This window comes from Streptomyces sp. N50 (assembly GCF_033335955.1).
Lineage (GTDB): Bacteria > Actinomycetota > Actinomycetes > Streptomycetales > Streptomycetaceae > Streptomyces.
Map to the genome: position 1 here is coordinate 8,619,731 of NZ_CP137549.1, position 17,604 is coordinate 8,637,334.

The following is a 17,604-nucleotide window of genomic DNA, read 5'->3' on the forward strand; positions in this document are numbered from 1 at the left end:
GCTCCGGCTCCGCAATTCGCGGGACAGTTCGGGCAGTTGACGGTTCGTCCGCACTGGGAGGGCCGTTAGGTGGAGCGGTTACGGGTCTGGTCCGCGTGGGCGGTGGCCTGCGCACTCACCCTCCTCGTGGCCGGCTGTTCCGGCTCCCCGGTCCCCGACCGGCACCCGGCCCTGCCGACGTACGGCACGTACGACATCAACTCCCGTCCCACGGACGCCCTTCGCCCGGGCGGGACGCTGACCCTGCCGATCGCGCAGATGGTCACGCAGTTCAACTTCGGCCAGGTCGACGGGGCGTTGGACGACGTGTGGACCGTCGACAGCATGACCGAGCCCCGGCTCTTCGCCCGTGACGTCAAGGGCGTCCCGCACGCGGTCCCCGAGTACCTGCTCGCCGCGTCCGTCACCGGCACCTCGCCCCAGGTCGTCACCTACCGCCTCAACCCGAAGGCCCGCTGGTCCGACGGAACTCCCCTGAGCTGGCGGGACTTCGCCGCCCAGTGGCACGCGCTCTCCGGCTCCGACCAGCGCTACCTGGTCGCCGACACCAGCGGCTACGACCGCATCGCGGACGTCCGCCAGGGCGCCGGCCCGCACGAGGTCCGCGTCACCTTCAAGCAGCCGTACGCCGACTGGCGCAGGCTGTTCACCCCGCTCTTCCCGGCCGCCGGCTATGACACCCCGCAGCGCTTCAACTCCGGCTGGCAGGGTGAACTGCCCATCACCGCCGGGCCGTTCAAGCTCGCCACGGTCGACAGGACCGCGCAGACGCTCACCTTCGTGCCCGACCCCCGCTGGTGGGGTTCCAGGCCCCGGCTCGACCGGATCGTCTTCCGCGTCCTCGACGCCGACGCCGCCCTCCAGGCCTTCCTGAACGGCGAGGTCGACGCGGTCAACGCCGCCACCAGCGAGGCCTACGCCCAGGTGAAGAAGGCGTCCGACAGCGACATCCGCATCGGCTCCGCGTGGGACGAGGTGCACATCACCCTCGATGGCGCGGGCGGCCCGCTCGCCGACCGGGCCGTGCGCAACGCGGTCCAACAGGCCGTCGACCGCTCGGCGTTGGCCGATGTCGCCGCCGAGGGGCTCCCGGTGAAGGTGCCGCTGCTCGGCAACCACTTCTTCATGACCAACCAGCCGGGATACGCCGACAACTCGCGCCCGTACGGGAGTTACGACCCCGGCGCCGCCGAACGAGCCTTGGACGCGGCGGGTTGGAAGAGCCCGGGGAGTGGCAAGACCCGCGTCAAGAACGGCCGTAGCCTCACGCTCCGCTTCGTGCTCAGCGAGGGCACCAACCGGCTCGGCGAGGATCTCGCCCAGCTCGTCCAGCACATGCTCGCTCAGGTCGGCGTCCAGGTCGTCATCCAGCAGGTGCCCGCCTCCGCCTACGCGCCGCAGTACCTGGAGAAGGGCAACTTCGACCTCGCCATCTTCCGCTTCACCGGCCTGACTTACCCCAGCTCCGCCTACGCCATCTACCGCCGCCCCGAGAAGGGGCAGGCCTTCCAGAACTACGGCGGGGTCGGCTCGGCCGAGGTGGACAAGCTCCTCGCCCAGGCCGTCGGCACCCTCGACGAACGGGCCGCCGAGAAGCTCTACGACCGGGCGGACGCCGAGATCTGGAAGCTCGGCCACGACATCGAGCTGTACCAGCGGCCTCAGATCCTCGCCGTGCGCAAGGGGTTGGCGAACTACGGGGTGCCGGGACTGGGCGACGTCGACTTCAGCCGGGTCGGCTGGCAGAAGTGAGCGTGCGAAAGCCCCGTACGGACGGATCCGTACGGGGCCCTCGCGGCGCGCGCACTCAGGCACGTGCGCGGGTCAGCGCTCTCTCGTCGGCCTGCTGGCGCACCATGTCGTAGCCGAACGCGGCCGAGGCCAGCGTCACATGGTGGTGCCAGCCGCGGAAGGAACGGCCCTCGAAGTCGCCGAGCCCGAACTCCTCGTGCATCCGGACCAGCGCCTCCTCGGCGAACCTGCGCAGCTGCGCCAGCGGCACGATCTCCGCGAGGCGGCGGGCCGGGAGGTTCGTCAGCCAGTAGGCGCGCGGCCGGGGGCGGCCGTAGGGCCAGTCGGCGAGGAGCAGGCGCGGCCGGGGGACCGCACCGGAGGCCGGGTCCGCGCGGAGCAGGACCGGGCCCGTCACGAACTCCGAGTGCCGCATGCGTTCGGTGACCGGGTCGTGCCAGGTCACCGAGGTGCGCTCACCGTGCCGGGACGCGTGCGCGGCGAGTTCGGCGAGCGTGCCGCGCGTCCCGGGGGTGGTGGCCTGCCGCCGGGGCAGCAGCACCGGGGTGTGCGGTGCCGCCTGCACGAGATAGCCCAGGCCGCGCGCCTCAAGGCCGCGCAGCAGCGGGTCGGGGTCGCTCTCGCAGCGCCAGTCGGCCAGCACCGGCAGCGGTTCCAGGGACCACTCGTCGAGCATCTCGTCGAGCGCCTCCAGGACGTAGCTCCAGCGGGGCCGGCAGCGCTCTTGGACCGGTACATGGGCCTGGCCGCGCAGGCGTTCGTCGCGGTCCCAGCGGGCCGGTAGCAGCAGTCGCCAGTTCACCGGGACCCCGCCGGCCTGGCCCACCAGCGAGGCGGCGAGGGCCAGTTGGCAGTTCACGGTCCGCTCCTGCGAGGCCGCGTACTGGCGGGCGACGCCCACCGACCGGTCGCCGTTCTTGGCGAAGACGACCTCGTCGATGGACCAGGCCTCGGCCCGCGAGGCCCGCACCACCTGCCGGGCGAGCCGCCCCCGTACGGGAGCGGACGCCCACGGGCTCTGGTTCACGAACTGCTGGATCTGCTGCACGGCCCGTCTGCCGAGCACCTGCTCGGAGATCCGGGCCGGTGTCTTGCGCCCGGGCACGTCCAGCAGCCCGCGCACATACACCTCGCCCCAGCGCCGCTGGTCGGCACGGGTGAAGTCGCCGAACAGGTCACGGCAGTAGGCGGGAAGGCCGGCGGAGGTGCCCGGCGGTGCCCCCGGGGCGCGCATCGGGGGTAATGGGAGGGTGAAGGTCGCGAGGTCAGTCATGGTTGCACTCGTCACCCCCAGCCAGCAGGAAGGCGTCGGTCGCGAGCAACGCGTCCGCCACGTCCGGCAGCGCACAGCCCACGATGACGAAGTCGACGTCCAGGCCCGCCTTGGTGCGCTGGAACAGCAGCTCGTTGATGGCGGGGCGGCACATGCCCCCGACCTCGCAGAGGTGGAACTCCACACGGCGCGGGGTCGCTGCCATGACCTCGGCCAATATCCGCCGGAACTTGCCCAGTTCGGCCGCGTCGATCACCCCGTGGCAGACCACGTGCGCGGTGCCGCCGTCGAACGTGGTGCGCATCCGCAGCCGCATCGCGGCCGGCTCCAGCTCGACGCGGACCCGGACGGGTTCGTCGCCGCGCGGCAGCCGGACGGTGAGGGCCTTGCCGTCGAAGTCCTGGTGCGGCCGGTCGTCGACCCACACCCGGGTCAGCTCCACGGTGCCCGCGGGCAGCAGGTCCGGCGCCACGCGCAGCACCCGGTCCGGGAGGTCCTCCGGGCGGGGCTTGAAGTGCAGGGTGATCGGGTCGTTGCTGAGCAGCAGCCCGGTGTAGGTGGCCGCGAGGTAGCACAGCTCCAGCGCGTGGTAGCCGGCCATGGCGTGGCTGCCCTTGAGGCGCTCGGTGCCCAGCAGGTACGGGATGCCGCTGGCGAGCACGTTGAAGTAGACGCCGCCGTCCTGGTAGTCGAGGAAGAAGGCGTTGTAGAACGCCGCCGCCTCGCGCCCCAGCCGCAGTTGCTCCGGGTCGCCGGTGGTGCCGGCCAGGATCAGATAGGCGAGGATCGCCTGCTCCTGCTGCCACCAGGCCTTGCGGTCGTGCCACACCATGCGGTGGATGCCGCTGTCCGGGTCGGGCTGCCGCTCGACCACGTCCAGCCAGCCGCCGCGCAGTCCGTCGCTGCCCACTGCCGGCATGATCTCGGCGATGCGCTCGGCGGTCGTGGCGTACTCGGTCTTGTCGAACAGGGACTTGATGCGGGTCAGGTTCCAGGCGATCTTCAGGTTGTGGCCGACGACCGCCCGGTCCTGCTGCCAGCCCCAGGTCCGGTCCGGACTCCAGTCCGCGTGGAACCGCTCCTGGACGAAGGGGCTGTTCGGCTCGTCGGGGAACCGCTCCACGATGGTGTCCGCGGTCTCCTCCAGGAGCGCCGCGAAGTCCGAACGGCCCGTCGCCAGATAGGCGTTGATCAGATACGCCGGGGCGTGGTCACCCACCGAGTTCCAGTTCTTGCGGGCCCGGTTGCGGCCGAGCGAGTCGGCGTTCGGGTCCAGGGTGATCGGGTCGATGTGCGAGAAGAACCCGCCGCGCACGGGGTCGCGGAAGTACTTCTGGAACAGCGCGGACGTCCGGTCGATGTCCTCCAGGATCCGCGGGTCGCCGGTGATGCGGAACGTCTGGGTGGGGCCGGCCAGCGCGTAGATCTGCTCGTACATCGGGATCGCGTCGAAGTCGTCGCCGAACTCCGAGGCGAAGACCGGGCGATGACCCGACGAGGTGATGTCGATGCCGTGGTACCAGTAGGTGATGCCGTCGGCCACGTCGTCCACCCGCATGTGCTCGCGCAGGTACAGGGTGCCCGCCTCGGCCGCCTCCAGGAAGCGGTCCTCGCCGGTCAGCAGGTACGCCGTGGACAGGCCGTAGACGAGCCGGGAGATGGTGTCCGTCTCCTGGCGCACGTCCCCGCCGGCGAAGTCCGGCAGATGGGTGCCGCTGAGCGTGATGTGGGTGCGGAAGTTGCGCCAGTCGTACACCCCGTCGGGGAACTGGCCGCGCAGATAGAAGTCGGCGATGGCGGTGGCCTGTTGGACCCACCACTTCGGGTGCTCGAAGACGTACTGGCCGCGCGTCTCCTCCGGGAAGGTGATCTCCTTCGCGTCGAACCGGGAGCCGCCCTCCCACTCGTAGAGGATGCCGTACGCGAAGACGTAGCGGCCCTCGGCCAGCATGTCGACGGTGTCGGCGGTGGTGTCGCGGTAGTCGTCGCCGAGGTTGCGGACGATGCGGGAGACGGCGTTGGACGCCAGGTGGACGGTGAACTCCCGTTCGTCGGAGGTGCGCAGGCCGAAACGGCGGCCGGTCGGGCTGTAGTACGTGACGTAGCCCGCGAGGGTGTCGGAGTGGATGCGGCGTTGGGCAGGGGTAGTCATCTCAGGTGCCCTTCTCGTCGGGCAGGGCCGCCAGCAGGACGACGCTGCGGCCCTGGGCGTGGTGGGTGGGACCGTCGACCAGCTCCTCTTCTCCGGGCGGCGGGATGTCGTCGGGGCCGGGGCGGGCCGTGTCGAGCACGCGGTGCCAGCGGCGACCGGGGATCTCGGGCAGCTCGAAGTCGAGGCCCAGGTGGTACATGTTGAGGATCAGATGCAGATCCGGGTCACCGTCGAAACCGCCGTACGTGCAGGCCAGCACCCGGGCGTTGGGGTCCTCCCAGCCGGGTTGGTCGAGCCGGGTGCCGTGCCACGTGATGTCGGGCATGGAGCGGGAGTTGAGGCGTTCGGAGAAGAACTGCGGTTCGCGCAGGGTGCGGTAGCGCTTGCGGAGCTGGATGACCCGCTGGGTGAAGCCGGTGGTCTCCTTCTCCTTCCTGGCCTGGTTCCAGTCGAGCCAGGAGACCGGACTGTCCTGGCAGTAGCCGTTGTTGTTGCCGCCCTGGCTGTTGCGGAACTCGTCGCCCGCCAGCAGCATCGGGACGCCCCGGCTGAGCATCAGCAGGGACAGCAGGTTCTTGATCTGCCGTACCCGAAGGCACTCGACGTCGGCGTCGTCGGTGGGGCCCTCGACGCCGCAGTTCCAGCTGTAGTTCTCGTCGGCGCCGTCGGCGTTGGCCTCGCCGTTGGAGTGGTTGTGCTTGGCGTTGTAGCTGACCAGGTCGTTGAGGGTGAAGCCGTCGTGGCAGGTGATGAAGTTGATGCTGTTGGTGGGGAGTTCGCCCTGGGCTGCGAACAGGTCGGCCGAGCCGCCGAGCCGTGAGGCGACCTCGCCGACCATCCCGGCGTCACCGCGCACGAACCGCCGTACATCGTCCCTGAATGGACCGTTCCACTGCGCCCAGCGCTTCCCGGGGAACCGGCCGACCTGGTAGAGGCCGCCGCCGTCCCACGGCTCCGCGATGATCTTCGTCTCGGCCAGCACCTGGGACAGCTCGATCGCCCACAGGGCCGGCGGCACCGCCATCTCGTAGCCGAGCGGGCCGCGGGAGAGTTCGGAGGCGAGGTCGAAGCGGAAGCCGTCGATGTGGTGCTCGGTCACCCAGTACTCGAGGCTCTCCACGATGAACTTGGTGACCATCGGATGGTTGGCGTTGACCGCGTTGCCGCACCCGGTGAAGTCCATGTAGTGCGAGCGGTCCTGCGGCCACAGGTGGTAGTACGCCTCGTTGGCCGCGCCCCGGAAGCTGATCGTGGGCCCGAACTCGTTGCCCTCGCTGGTGTGGTTGAAGACCACGTCGAGGATGACCTCGATGCCCGCCTGGTGGAACGCCTTCACCATGTCGCGGAACTCGGTGATGTGAGTGGCGAGATGGGGGCTGGAGCAGTAGCCGGTGTGCGGGGCGAAGAAGCCGTAGGGGTCGTAGCCCCAGTAGTTGCGGCGCGGGGTGCCGTCGGGTCCGGTGCGCAGGACCTGGGTCTCGTCGAAGTCGAAGACCGGCAGCAACTCGACGGCGGTGACTCCGAGTTCGCGCAGATGCGGGATCTTGTCGATGACGGCGGAGAAGGTGCCGGGCCGTTCGGTCTCCGAGGTAGGCGACGCGGTCAGCCCGCGCACGTGCATCTCGTAGACGACGGTCTCCGCCATCGGGGTGCGCAGCGGGGTGTCGCCCTCCCAGTCGTAGTCGTCGAGGTCGACCACCAGACTGCGCATGCAGCTCTCGACGTTGTCGCCGGGGCCGATCGCGTGGGTGCGCTCCCAGCGGCCGTTGATGTTGGCGCGCGCGTACGGGTCGATGAGCACCTTGCGGTGGTCGAAGCGGGTGCCCAACTCGCCGTTGTCACGCGGTCCGTCGATGCGGAACGCGTAGACCTGGCCCGCGCCGATGCCGCTGACGTGGCAGTGCCAGAAGTGGAAGCTGCGGTGGCGGTCGGGCAGGAGCGTGATGGTGCGGTACGGCTGCGGGCTGTCGCAGTGCTCGAAGAGCAACAGGTCGACCTGCGTGGCGTGTTCGGAGAAGAGCGAGAAGTTGACACCGTCGGCGTCGACGGTGGGGCCCAGCGGCTGTGGCCGGCCGGGGGTGACGTCGGAGGGACGGCCGCCGAGGGGGGAGCCGGTGGCCTGGTCGGGGCGTAAGGTCATCTGTTCTGTCATGGCATCGGTCGCAGAGTCCGTCGGGGTGTCGTACACATCGGTGGCCACCTCAGGTGAGTGCGGCCCGGGCCGCGGTCGGGGCGTCGGCGCGGAGGCCGGCGAAGAGTTCCTGCCAGGGCACGGGAGTGGCACCCGGCCCGGTCTCGCTGCGCATCTCGAAGGTCACGCCCTGGGCGGCGGGGGAGTACAGCGCCTGCACACAGGCGTCGGCGACGAGCGCGCGGGCCACCCGGCCGTCGCCCAAGTCGCCCTGTTCCAGGTGCAGATGACCGTGGTCGGGCTCGTCGGTCAGCCAGCCCGGACGGATCACGGTGTACGGCAGCCCGGAGGAGCGCACCGCGTTCTCACCGGCCAGCCGCCAGTCCAGCATCCGGCCGTAGGCGTTCATGGGGTGGTCGCGGCGGGTCACATGGCGCTGGCTGATGAGCACGAAGTGCGGTGCCGCGGCAGGGGAGTCGAGGGCGTCGAGGACGTGGCGGACCCCGGTGTGCAGGGTGGTCTCGGGGCTGTCGGGACCGGCGTCGTCGGTGCCCGGCTCCACGATGTAGACGACCGCCGAGCAGCCGTACAGCGGGGTGCGGACGGAGTCGGGGGAGCGCACGTCGGCCGCGAAGAACTGGGCCTGCGGCGGCGTGTGCCGGCGGGCGCGCTGGGTGCTGCGGCCGATGACGCGGACGCTCTCGCTCCGGGCGAGCAGTTGACGGGCGACGAGCCGGCCTGTGCGGCCGGTTCCTCCTATGACGGCGATCGGGCTGTCCATCGAGATCTCCACGGGGGCTGCGGAAGAGCCGGAAAGGGCGGGGGAGTTGGGGGCGCTCAGATCCAGTGCAGGATGTCGTCGGAGCTGGTCAGATGGGTGCCGGTGGGCAGCCCGGTGACGGCGGGCACCCGCAGCCGCGGATAGACGCTCACCCCGGACAGCCGGGTGCCGGGCCGCAGATCGGCTGCCTCACCGATCGCGGAGTGGACGAGCCGGACCGGGTTGTCGCGCTCGGAGTGCACCCGCGCCATCGGCCCGACGTACGAGTCGGTGATCCGGGCGTACGGCCCGACGACCGCGCTGTCGCCGATGGCCGTCCGGCTGAGCCGGGCGCCCTCGTCCACGTCGACGCCGTCACCGATGTCGCTGAACCGCAGCTTCACGCCGGGACCGATCTCGGCGTTGCGCCCGATGCGCACGGCGGGCCCGATGACGACACTGCCCTCGGAGATCTTCTGGGCCAGGGTGGTGCCGGTGACGCTGTCCTTGGTGCGCAGGCTGGACTCGTGGATCCAGTACCGCGGGTCGGTGCTCGTCGGCTCGCCCATGGCCCGGGTCATCCACCGGTAGCGGCCGCCGAGCACGTCGCCGAGGGTGGCGAGGTAGTCGGCGATGCTGCCGAGGTCACCGAGCCGGTCGATGGGCGCGGCGGCGACCGGCAGTCCCCGCCCGACCAGCCAGGGCAGCAGGTCGCCGCCCCAGTCGAGGCGCTGCTGGGCGAGCCGGATCATCTCGGGGTTGCGCGCGGCCAGCCGCAGCCGGCCGCAGTCCACCAGGTACATCCCGGCGTTGGTCGGCAGGGTGCGGACGGAGGTAGGCAACGATGTCTCGGGGAAGATCCGGTGGACGCGGTCCAGGGTGGGTTTCTCCACGAACCCCGAGACCAGTCCGTCCGGGGAGGTCCGCATCACGCCGTACTTGCCGGCGATCTCCTCGGGGGTGCGGCCGACCGAGGCGACGGTCACGACGGCGTCGGCGGCGTCGTGCGCGTCGTTCAGCCTGTTCAGGTCGAACTCGAAGACGGAGTCCACCGGCAGCACCAGCGCACGGCCCGTCAGGTCCCACTGTTCGAGGTTGTGCAGGGTGGCGGCGCCCGAGCCGACGTTGTACCGGTCCAAACGGGCACGGGAGTAATGGATCTCCACGCCGAACCGTTCGCCGTGGCCGAGCACGAGCTTGATCTGGCTGTGGTTCTCGGCGCCCTGGGCGATCACGTAGAAGCGGCGGATGCCCTGGTCGCGGCAGGCCTCGACGAGCCACTCGACGACCGAGCGGCCGACGAACGGGATGAGGGCCTTGCTGCGGATGTAGTCGGCCGAGGCGAGGGTGAGCGGCTTGGCGCGTTCGCCCCTGCCTCCCGCCAGGATGATTCCTAACGTCTCGTCCCCCATGACAGTCCTGCCTCCTCGGCTGACAAATCAACGCTCTTCAGTCAACTCGCGCTGTCATGTAGAGTCAAGTAAAAAGTAAAACAAGGTAGTTGAGGCGAGCGCGAAGAAGCCCCGATCGATGTCTCGACCAGGGCTTGTATCGCTTTACAGGTATGTCAGGGCGGATCCGAGAATCAGATGACTCTCAGCCGAACCAGCGCGCCGAGCGTCAACGCGCCCGGAATGATGGGGATCCACACGGTGATGATCCGGTAGGCCAGCACCACCGCCGTGGCCACCGCGACCGGGCCGCCCGCCGCGACCAGGGCCACGATCAACGCGGCCTCCACCGAGCCGATCCCGCCTGGCGTGGGCACCAGCGCGACCGCGACCGTCGCCGCCAGATACGCGAGCGCCATCTGCGCGGGCGGCACCGGCAGGTTCAACGCCTGCCCCACCGCGACGAGTCCGGCCGCCTGGAGCGCGGGGAACGCCAGCGAACCGCCCCACAGCGCGAGCGCCCGCGCCGGCCGCGTGTGCACGGAACGCGCCTCACTGAACGCCGTACGGAGGAACGACAGGATCGCCGTCCGCAGCCGTCGTACCAGAACGAGGACGAGGACCGCCGCGCCCAGCACGGCGCCGATGATGACGAGGAGCGGTCCAACCGCCCCCGCCGGAAGGAGGGTTCCCAGGCGCAGGGCGTCCGGGAAGGCGATCAGCAGACCGGTGAGGAGCGTCAGCCGGGCTATCGACTCCGCGAGCAGGAACAGGGCCAGCGCGGCCGACGAGCGGGCCAGCGGCAGCCCGCACACCGTCAGGAAACGCAGGTTCACCGCGCCCGCCCCAAGTCCCGTGGGCAGCAGGTGATTTGCCGCGCCCGCCGCGAACTGGGTCGCCAACAGCCGCCGCGCGGGCAGCCGTTCGACCACGGCACCCTGCCGGGTGAAGGCGGCGGCGACCCAGGTCAGACAGGTGGCACCGGCCGCCGCCACCAGCCAGGGCCACTCCGCGGCCCGCAGCTGGCCGAAGCCCTCGACGAGTACGGAGCGGTGCTGGACGGCGACGACGGTGACCAGGAGCAGGGGAAGCAGGCACAGGATCTGCCGGACGCGGACGTGTCTCACATCCCTAGAGGGTTTCCGCGCCACGACAACTGCGGGTTGCGGCAGCGGGGACAGTTCCTTACGCGCGCCCCTACACGAGCCTTTGCGCTCGTCCCCGGGCGAGGATCCGACGAATCCGTTGACCTCAACGACGCTTGAGGTCTTACGGTCTCTCCCATGAGCATGGAGAGCACGGCCTGGACCCAATTGCACACCGTCATGACCGCAGAACAGGAACGCCGCCCGTTCGCCCGCGCCACGCTGCGCCGCATCGCGGAGTTCGCTCGGCCGCACCGCCGCCCGATCGCGCGGTTCGTCCTGCTCGGGGTGGTGACCGCGCTGCTCGCCGTCGCGACCCCCGTACTCGCCGGGCACGTCGTCGACGCGATCGTGTCGGGCGGCGACGACGGGACCGTCGTACGCCTGGCCCTGCTGATCGCCCTGATCGCGGTCGCCGAGGCGGCCCTCGGGATTCTTGGTCGGCGGCTCTCCGCGGCGCTCGGGGAGGGGCTCATCCTCGATCTGCGGACGGCTGTGTTCGATCATGTGCAGCGCATGCCGGTCGCGTTCTTCACACGTACCCGTACGGGCGCGCTCGTCTCCCGGCTCAACAACGACGTCATCGGCGCCCAACGCGCGTTCAGCAACACCCTGTCCGGAGTGGTGAGCAACTTCGTCACCCTGCTGCTCACGCTGGTCGTCATGCTCACCCTGTCCTGGCAGATCACCCTGCTCGCCCTCGTGCTGCTCCCGGTGTTCGTGATCCCGGCCCGCCGTATGGGCAGCCGGATGGCCCGCATGCAGCGGGAGGCGGCCACGCTCAACGCCGCGATGAGCACCCGCATGACCGAGCGCTTCTCCGCGCCCGGCGCGACCCTCGTCAAACTCTTCGGCCGCCCCGACGAGGAGTCCGTGGAGTTCGCGGACCGCGCGAGCCAGGTCCGCGACATCGGCGTCCGCACGGCCACCGCCCAGTCGGTGTTCATCACCTCGCTGACCCTGGTCTCCGCCCTGGCCCTCGCCCTCGTCTACGGCCTCGGCGGCTGGTTCGCCCTGCACGGCACCCTGGAGCCGGGCGCGGTCGTCTCGCTCGCGCTGCTCCTGACCCGCCTCTACGCCCCGCTCACCGCGCTGGCCGGAGCCCGCGTCGAGGTGATGAGCGCCCTCGTCAGCTTCGAGCGCGTCTTCGAGGTGCTCGACCTCAAGCCCCTGATCGAGGACAAGCCGGACGCCCGCGAGGTGCCCGAGGGCCCGGTCGCGGTCGAGTTCGACGAGGTCCGCTTCGCCTACCCGTCCGCCGACAAGGTCTCCCTCGCCTCACTCGAAGAGGTCGCCTCCCTCGACACCCGCGGCGGCGCCGAGGTCCTGCACGCCGTCTCCTTCCGCGCCGAACCCGGCCAGACCATCGCCCTCGTCGGCTCCTCCGGCGCCGGCAAGTCCACCGTCGCCCAGCTCCTGCCCCGGCTCTACGACGTCGACGAAGGCGCCGTCCGCATCGGAGGCGTCGACGTCCGCGACCTCACCGCCGCCTCCCTGCGGGCCACCCTCGGCATGGTCACCCAGGACGGCCACCTCTTCCACGACTCGGTCCGCGCCAACCTCCTGCTGGCCCAACCCGCCGCCACCGAGGACGAGTTGTGGGACGCCCTGCGCCGCTCCCGCCTCGACGATCTCGTACGGTCGCTGCCCGACGGCCTGGACACGGTCGTCGGCGAACGCGGCTACCGGCTCTCCGGCGGCGAGCGCCAACGCCTCACCATCGCCCGGCTGTTGCTGGCCGGCCAGCGGGTCGTCATCCTCGACGAGGCCACCGCGCACCTGGACAACACCTCGGAGGCGGCCGTCCAGGAGGCCCTCGCCGAGGCGCTGCAGGGTCGTACGGCGGTGGTGATCGCCCACCGGCTGTCCACCGTGCGCTCCGCCGACCAGATCCTCGTCGTCGAGGCGGGCGAGATCGTGGAACGCGGCACGCACGACCAACTCCTCGCCTCCGGTGGGCGGTACGCGGAGCTGTACCGCACGCAGTTCGAGAAGCAGGCGGAGGTTGGACCGGTCCAGGAAGCGGTGGTGTGACGGCGTAGCGACCCAACGGCCTTCAGGGCTCCCGGTGTTCGTGCGCCGCCTTCTCCAAGTCGACCGCCTCCGCCTCGGCCACGCGGATCTCGGCCTCCACGTCGATCGAGCGGCTCAGCCACCAGTACAGCAACCCGGCGACCGGCAGCCCGACGAACAGGGAGAGGTCGGCGCCGTCCATGGCGTGCGCGATCGGGCCGACGTAGAGGGTGCCGACGGAGAAGAACGGCACCATGACGCCGAAGCCCACCAGGTAGGAGATGATCCCGTGCCAGCCCCAACGGCCGTAGATGCCATGGGGGTTGAAGATCTCGGCGATCGCGTAGTGGCCGCGGCGCACCACGTAGTAGTCCATCAGGTTGACCGCGGTCCACGGGATGAACAGGTAGAGCACCAGCAGCAGGAAGTTGTTGAAGTTCGTGAGGAAGTTCGCGGTCGCGGCCATCGCGCCGACCAGGGAGAGCGCGGCGGTCAGGCCGATCGTCAACGCCCTTACGGACACGGTCGGTTGGACCTTCTTGAACGAGTCGATCGCGCTGATCAGGGTGAGCGAGCCGCCATACATGTTCAGCGCGGTCACCGAGACCAGGCCCAGGGTGGCGAAGAGGAGGACGATCGCGCCGAAGCCGCTGAACACCTTGTCGCCCGCCGCGTTGATCGAGCGGATCGTGTCGAAGTCCTTGCCCGCCCAGGCGGCGAGCAGCGCGCCGAGGGTCATCAGCCAGACGCCGCCGAGCGCCGAGCCGAAGTAGGTCCAGTAGAAGGTCTTGCGGACGGTCACGTCCGGCGGGAGGTAGCGCGAGTAGTCCGAGACGTAGATCGCCCAGCTGATCTGGTAGCCCGCGACCACACCGAACTGCGCGAGGAACGGCGTCCAGGAGAAGCCGCCGAGGTCGAAGGAACCGGCCGGGTAGTGCAGGGTCGCCAGCACGCCCACGGTGAAGATCCCGAAGACCACCAGGAAGGTGTACGTCAGGAACTGCTCCGCCTTGTGGATGACGTCGTAGCCCACCAGTGCGATCACGAAGCCGACCACGGTGACCACGGCCACCCACATCTTGGTGCCGCCGTGCACGGTGGTGTGCAGGGCCTCACCGGCGAGGATCGTGTTGAAGACATTGAAGCCCGCGTACTGGACGTACGCGAACAGCCACACCAACAGGGCGCCCACGTAACCGAATTGGGGCCGCGACTGGATCATCTGCGGCAGTCCCAGCTGCGGGCCCTGGGCCGAGTGGAACGCCATGAAGAAGGTGCCGAGCAGGGTGCCCGCGACGATCGCGATGAGCGACCAGATGAGGTTGCCGCCCTCGGTGATGCTGATCAGGCCGACGGCGAGGGTGGCGATCTGCGCGTTCGACATGAACCACAGGGGGCCCAGATGCCACAGCTTGCCGTGGCGCTCGTTCAGCGGGACATAGTCGATGGAACGTATCTCCAGCCCCGACACCCGGGGCTCTGATGCGGTGGTCACGGTGCCTCCAGGGTGCCGATCAGGCCTGTGTGGCCACATTCATCCCCCGCCCGGGTCCTGGCAACCGCAACTGAATCTGTGAACCACTCTCTTTACCTGGCCCATACGTGACGCTCGGCACGGTGATGGCGCGCGCCTCTCGCTGTAAAGTAGGCGAACAGCCCTTGACCTGCATAAACGCAGGCAGGGAGCCTAGCCTCGGGAGTTCCTCCATGCTGCGTACCCTGTTCAAGTCCAAGATCCACCGAGCCACCGTCACCCAGGCCGACCTGCACTACGTCGGCTCCGTCACCATCGACGGCGAGCTGCTGGACGCCGCCGATCTGCTGCCCGGTGAGCTGGTCCACATCGTCGACATCACCAACGGCGCCCGCCTGGAGACGTACGTCATCGAGGGCGAACGAGGCTCCGGTGTCATCGGGATCAACGGGGCCGCCGCCCATCTCGTGCATCCCGGGGACCTGGTGATCATCATCAGTTACGCTCAGGTGTCCGACGCCGAGGCGCGGGCGCTTCAGCCCCGGGTCGTGCACGTTGACTCCGCCAACCGGATCGTGGGCCTGGGCGCCGATCCTTCCGAGCCGGTGCCGGGTTCGGAGCAGACGCGCGGCCCGCAGGCCGTCACGGCCTGACCATCGCACCAGGAGGATGCCCATGAGCGAGATCGAGATCCGCGACGACCGGGCGGCGGGCCGCCTGGAGGCGATCGCCGGCGGTGAAGTCGTAGGCCACATCGAGTACTTCGTCCTCGAGTCCCCCGCGCGCGCCCTCGTCCCGGTCCACACCCTCGTGGAACCGGCCCACGAGGGAAAGGGCATCGCGGGTTCCCTGGCCCGCGAGCTGTACGGCATCGCGGCCCGCGAGGGCATCGTCGTCGCCCCGCTGTGCCCGTACGTCGTCAAGTGGGCGGAACGGCATCCTGACGAAGCGCCGGCCGCGGACCCGACGTTGCAGCGGGCGGCGATGGAGTGGCTTCGGGCGCATCCCGGGCGGTTCTAGGCCGGTACGGCTCGCGGGTGGGGGCATGCGGGTGGGGCCCGGGTGAGTCCACTCGGGTGAGTGGCGGGGCGGGTGTGGGGTACGCGGGGGAGTAGTCCAGAGCCGACAAAGCCACTGGCTGGAGGACACGATGACGCAGCCGTACCCCGACCCGGTACCACCGAGCCCGACCCCCGTACCGGGCCCCGGCCCCACGCCGGTCCCTGACCCGGAGCCCCCGGTCCCGCTTCCCACGCCCCCGCCGGGTCCCCCGCCCGCCCCGGACCCGTCCCCGATCCCGCCGGGTCCCGGCCCGGAACCGGTTCCGGCCCCGGAGCCGGGTCCACCTCTCACCTGACCCGCCGCACCGGCCACACAGGACACGACGAGCCGGGCAGCCCCACTCTCGGGCTGCCCGGCTCGGCCGTACCCCCGCACCGTCACTCGCCACGCGGCCCGCTCCCGCCCCTGGCAGGATGCCCCCATGGAACGTGTGCTTGGAATCGGCGGATACTTCCTGCGGGCCGGCGACCCCGAGGCCCTGAGCGCCTGGTACCGGGACTGCCTCGGACTGGACGCCGACGAGCACGGTCTGTGGGGGCAGGAGGCCGGGCCGACGGTGTTCGCGGCGTTCGAGTCCGGGACCGACTACTTCGGGTCCCGGACCCAGCAGACCATGCTCAACTTCCGCGTCCGCGACCTCGACGCGATGCTCGCGCAGCTGCGCGCCAAGGGCGCGGACGTGGCGGAGGAGACGCAGGACATGGAGGGCGTCGGCCGCTTCGGCTGGGTCACCGATCCCGAGGGCAACCGCGTCGAACTGTGGCAGCCCGCCTGACCGTTCAGCGGCAGGCGGGCCCGGCACAGCGGGGGAGGTCAGCCGGAGACCTCCGAGCGGTCACCGCCCCAGAGGGTGTGGAAGGAGCCGTCCCGGTCCACCCGGCGGTACGTGTGCGCCCCGAAGAAGTCCCGCTGCCCCTGCGTGAGCGCCGCGGGCAGCCGCTCGGCGCGCAGTGCGTCGTAGTACGCGAGGGCCGCGGAGAATCCGGGCGTCGGGACGCCCTGCTGGGTGGCCGCGACGACGACGTCGCGCCAGTCGTCCTGCGCCCCCGCGATCTCCTGCGCGAACGTCTCGTCGGACAGCAGGCTCGGCAGGTCCGCGCGGGCGTCGTACGCGGCGCGGATGCGGTCGAGGAAGGCCGCGCGGATGATGCAACCGCCGCGCCAGATCGAGGAGATGGCACCGAGGTCGACGTTCCAGTCGTACTCCTCGCTGCCCGCCGCGATCTCGTGGAAGCCCTGCGTGTACGACACGATCTTCGACGCGTACAGCGCCTGCTCGACCCGGTCCGCGAAGGCCCCCGCCTCGGACTCGCTCAGCGGGGTCGCCGTGGGGCCGGCCAGACCCCGCGAGGCCTCGCGCAGTGCCGCGTGGCCGGAGAGGGAGCGGGCGAAGACCGCCTCGGCGATACCCGAGACCGGGACGCCGAGGTCGAGGGCGATCTGGACCGTCCAGCGGCCGGTGCCCTTCTGCTCCGCCTGGTCGACGACCACGTCCACGAACGGCTTGCCGGTGGCCGCGTCCACGTGGGACAGCACCTCGGCGGTGATCTCGATCAGGTAGGAGTCCAGCCGGCCTGTGTTCCAGGTGCGGAAGATGTCCGCGATCTGCGCGGGGGAGTACCCGGCGACATCGCGCAGCAGCTGGTACGCCTCGCCGATCAGCTGCATGTCGGCGTACTCGATGCCGTTGTGCACCATCTTCACGAAGTGCCCGGCGCCGTCGGGACCCACATGGGTCACACAGGGCGCCCCGTCCTTCGCCTTCGCGGAGATCTTCTCCAGCATCGGACCGAGCGAGTCGTACGACTCCTTCGGGCCACCCGGCATGATGCTCGGCCCGTGCAGCGCGCCCTCCTCGCCGCCGGAGACACCCATGCCGACGAAGTGGATGCCCTGTTCGCGCAGCGCCTTCTCACGGCGCCGGGTGTCCTCGAAGTGCGCGTTGCCACCGTCGATGATCATGTCGCCGGGCTCCAGGAGAGGGGCGAACTCCTCGATCACCGCGTCCGTCGGGTCACCGGCCTTCACCATGACGACCAGGCGGCGCGGCCGCTCCAGCGCCGCCACGAAGTCCTTGGCGGTCTCCGCCGCGATGAAGTCGCCCTCGCCGCCGAACTCCGCCACCAGGTCGCGTGTGCGCGACGCGGTCCGGTTGTGCACGGCGACCGTATAGCCGTTGCGCGCGAAGTTGCGGGCGAGGTTGCGGCCCATGACCGCGAGACCCGTGACGCCGATCTGCGCTGAAGTGCTCATTCGGTTGGCTCCTAAAGATCAGGAAGGTCCTGACATCGGTGGTACCGGTCGTGCTCGCCAGTATTGCCCCACTGACCATCCTGGCCCGCCGGTACCCCGACCGCACGTGCTGGCCGTACGGAGTTGTCCGCCTTCGGTCGGTGTTCCTCCCGGGCTCCTTCCGCGGAAACGCACGTCCAACCCCACCAGCCCCACCCG

At 70.3% G+C, this 17,604-nt stretch carries 13 protein-coding genes; 5 read left to right on the top strand and 8 right to left on the bottom strand.

The window, feature by feature from the left end:
• Positions 1–69 precede the first annotated feature (69 nt).
• Positions 70–1,752, top strand: coding sequence for an ABC transporter family substrate-binding protein (locus tag R2B38_RS38225; protein WP_318020383.1), 1,683 nt, complete (start codon positions 70–72; stop codon positions 1,750–1,752).
• Between the two features lie 55 nt (positions 1,753–1,807).
• On the opposite strand, the gene R2B38_RS38230 is transcribed toward R2B38_RS38225, so the two are convergent.
• From R2B38_RS38230 to R2B38_RS38255, 6 genes are all read right to left on the bottom strand, one after another.
• Positions 1,808–3,025: an IS701 family transposase gene (locus R2B38_RS38230; RefSeq protein ID WP_318020384.1), complete on the bottom strand. Its 1,218-nt coding sequence runs from the start codon at positions 3,023–3,025 to the stop codon at positions 1,808–1,810.
• Positions 3,018–5,177, bottom strand: coding sequence for an AGE family epimerase/isomerase (locus tag R2B38_RS38235; RefSeq protein WP_318020385.1), 2,160 nt, complete (start codon positions 5,175–5,177; stop codon positions 3,018–3,020). The genes R2B38_RS38230 and R2B38_RS38235 overlap by 8 nt, the downstream gene beginning before the upstream one ends.
• A gap of 1 nt (position 5,178) precedes the next feature.
• Complete coding sequence (gene glgX / locus R2B38_RS38240; protein ID WP_318020386.1) at positions 5,179–7,317, bottom strand: glycogen debranching protein GlgX; 2,139 nt, start codon at positions 7,315–7,317, stop codon at positions 5,179–5,181.
• A gap of 61 nt (positions 7,318–7,378) precedes the next feature.
• A complete protein-coding gene (locus R2B38_RS38245) occupies positions 7,379–8,089 on the bottom strand; it encodes an NAD(P)H-binding protein (protein WP_318020387.1) in 711 nt (236 codons plus the stop codon).
• A gap of 56 nt (positions 8,090–8,145) precedes the next feature.
• Positions 8,146–9,480 (bottom strand): NDP-sugar synthase, encoded by a 1,335-nt coding sequence (locus tag R2B38_RS38250; protein ID WP_318020388.1) that lies wholly within the window; start codon positions 9,478–9,480, stop codon positions 8,146–8,148.
• Between the two features lie 173 nt (positions 9,481–9,653).
• The gene (locus R2B38_RS38255; RefSeq protein WP_318020389.1) at positions 9,654–10,586 is read right to left on the bottom strand and encodes a lysylphosphatidylglycerol synthase transmembrane domain-containing protein; all 933 of its coding nucleotides are present in this window, start codon (positions 10,584–10,586) and stop codon (positions 9,654–9,656) included.
• A gap of 162 nt (positions 10,587–10,748) precedes the next feature.
• Here R2B38_RS38255 and R2B38_RS38260 point away from each other — a divergent pair, with 162 nt between their 5' ends.
• Positions 10,749–12,638 (top strand): ABC transporter ATP-binding protein, encoded by a 1,890-nt coding sequence (locus tag R2B38_RS38260; protein WP_318021895.1) that lies wholly within the window; start codon positions 10,749–10,751, stop codon positions 12,636–12,638.
• Positions 12,639–12,660: 22 nt separating this feature from the next.
• Here the strand turns inward: R2B38_RS38260 and R2B38_RS38265 are convergent, their stop codons facing one another.
• On the bottom strand, positions 12,661–14,112 hold the full coding sequence (locus R2B38_RS38265; protein ID WP_318020390.1) for a cytosine permease: 1,452 nt from the start codon (positions 14,110–14,112) through the stop codon (positions 12,661–12,663).
• Between the two features lie 212 nt (positions 14,113–14,324).
• Between R2B38_RS38265 and panD the strand changes: the two genes are divergently transcribed.
• From panD to R2B38_RS38280, 3 genes are all read left to right on the top strand, one after another.
• Positions 14,325–14,744: an aspartate 1-decarboxylase gene (gene panD / locus R2B38_RS38270; RefSeq protein WP_318020391.1), complete on the top strand. Its 420-nt coding sequence runs from the start codon at positions 14,325–14,327 to the stop codon at positions 14,742–14,744.
• A gap of 22 nt (positions 14,745–14,766) precedes the next feature.
• A complete protein-coding gene (locus R2B38_RS38275; RefSeq protein WP_318020392.1) occupies positions 14,767–15,111 on the top strand; it encodes a GNAT family N-acetyltransferase in 345 nt (114 codons plus the stop codon).
• Between the two features lie 463 nt (positions 15,112–15,574).
• Positions 15,575–15,928 carry a VOC family protein gene (locus R2B38_RS38280; RefSeq protein ID WP_318020393.1) on the top strand — a complete coding sequence of 118 codons (354 nt, stop codon included), beginning with the start codon at positions 15,575–15,577 and terminating at the stop codon, positions 15,926–15,928.
• A 38-nt stretch (positions 15,929–15,966) separates the two neighbouring features.
• On the opposite strand, the gene gndA is transcribed toward R2B38_RS38280, so the two are convergent.
• A complete protein-coding gene (gndA, locus tag R2B38_RS38285; RefSeq protein WP_318020394.1) occupies positions 15,967–17,406 on the bottom strand; it encodes an NADP-dependent phosphogluconate dehydrogenase in 1,440 nt (479 codons plus the stop codon).
• Between the last annotated feature and the right edge of the window lie 198 nt (positions 17,407–17,604).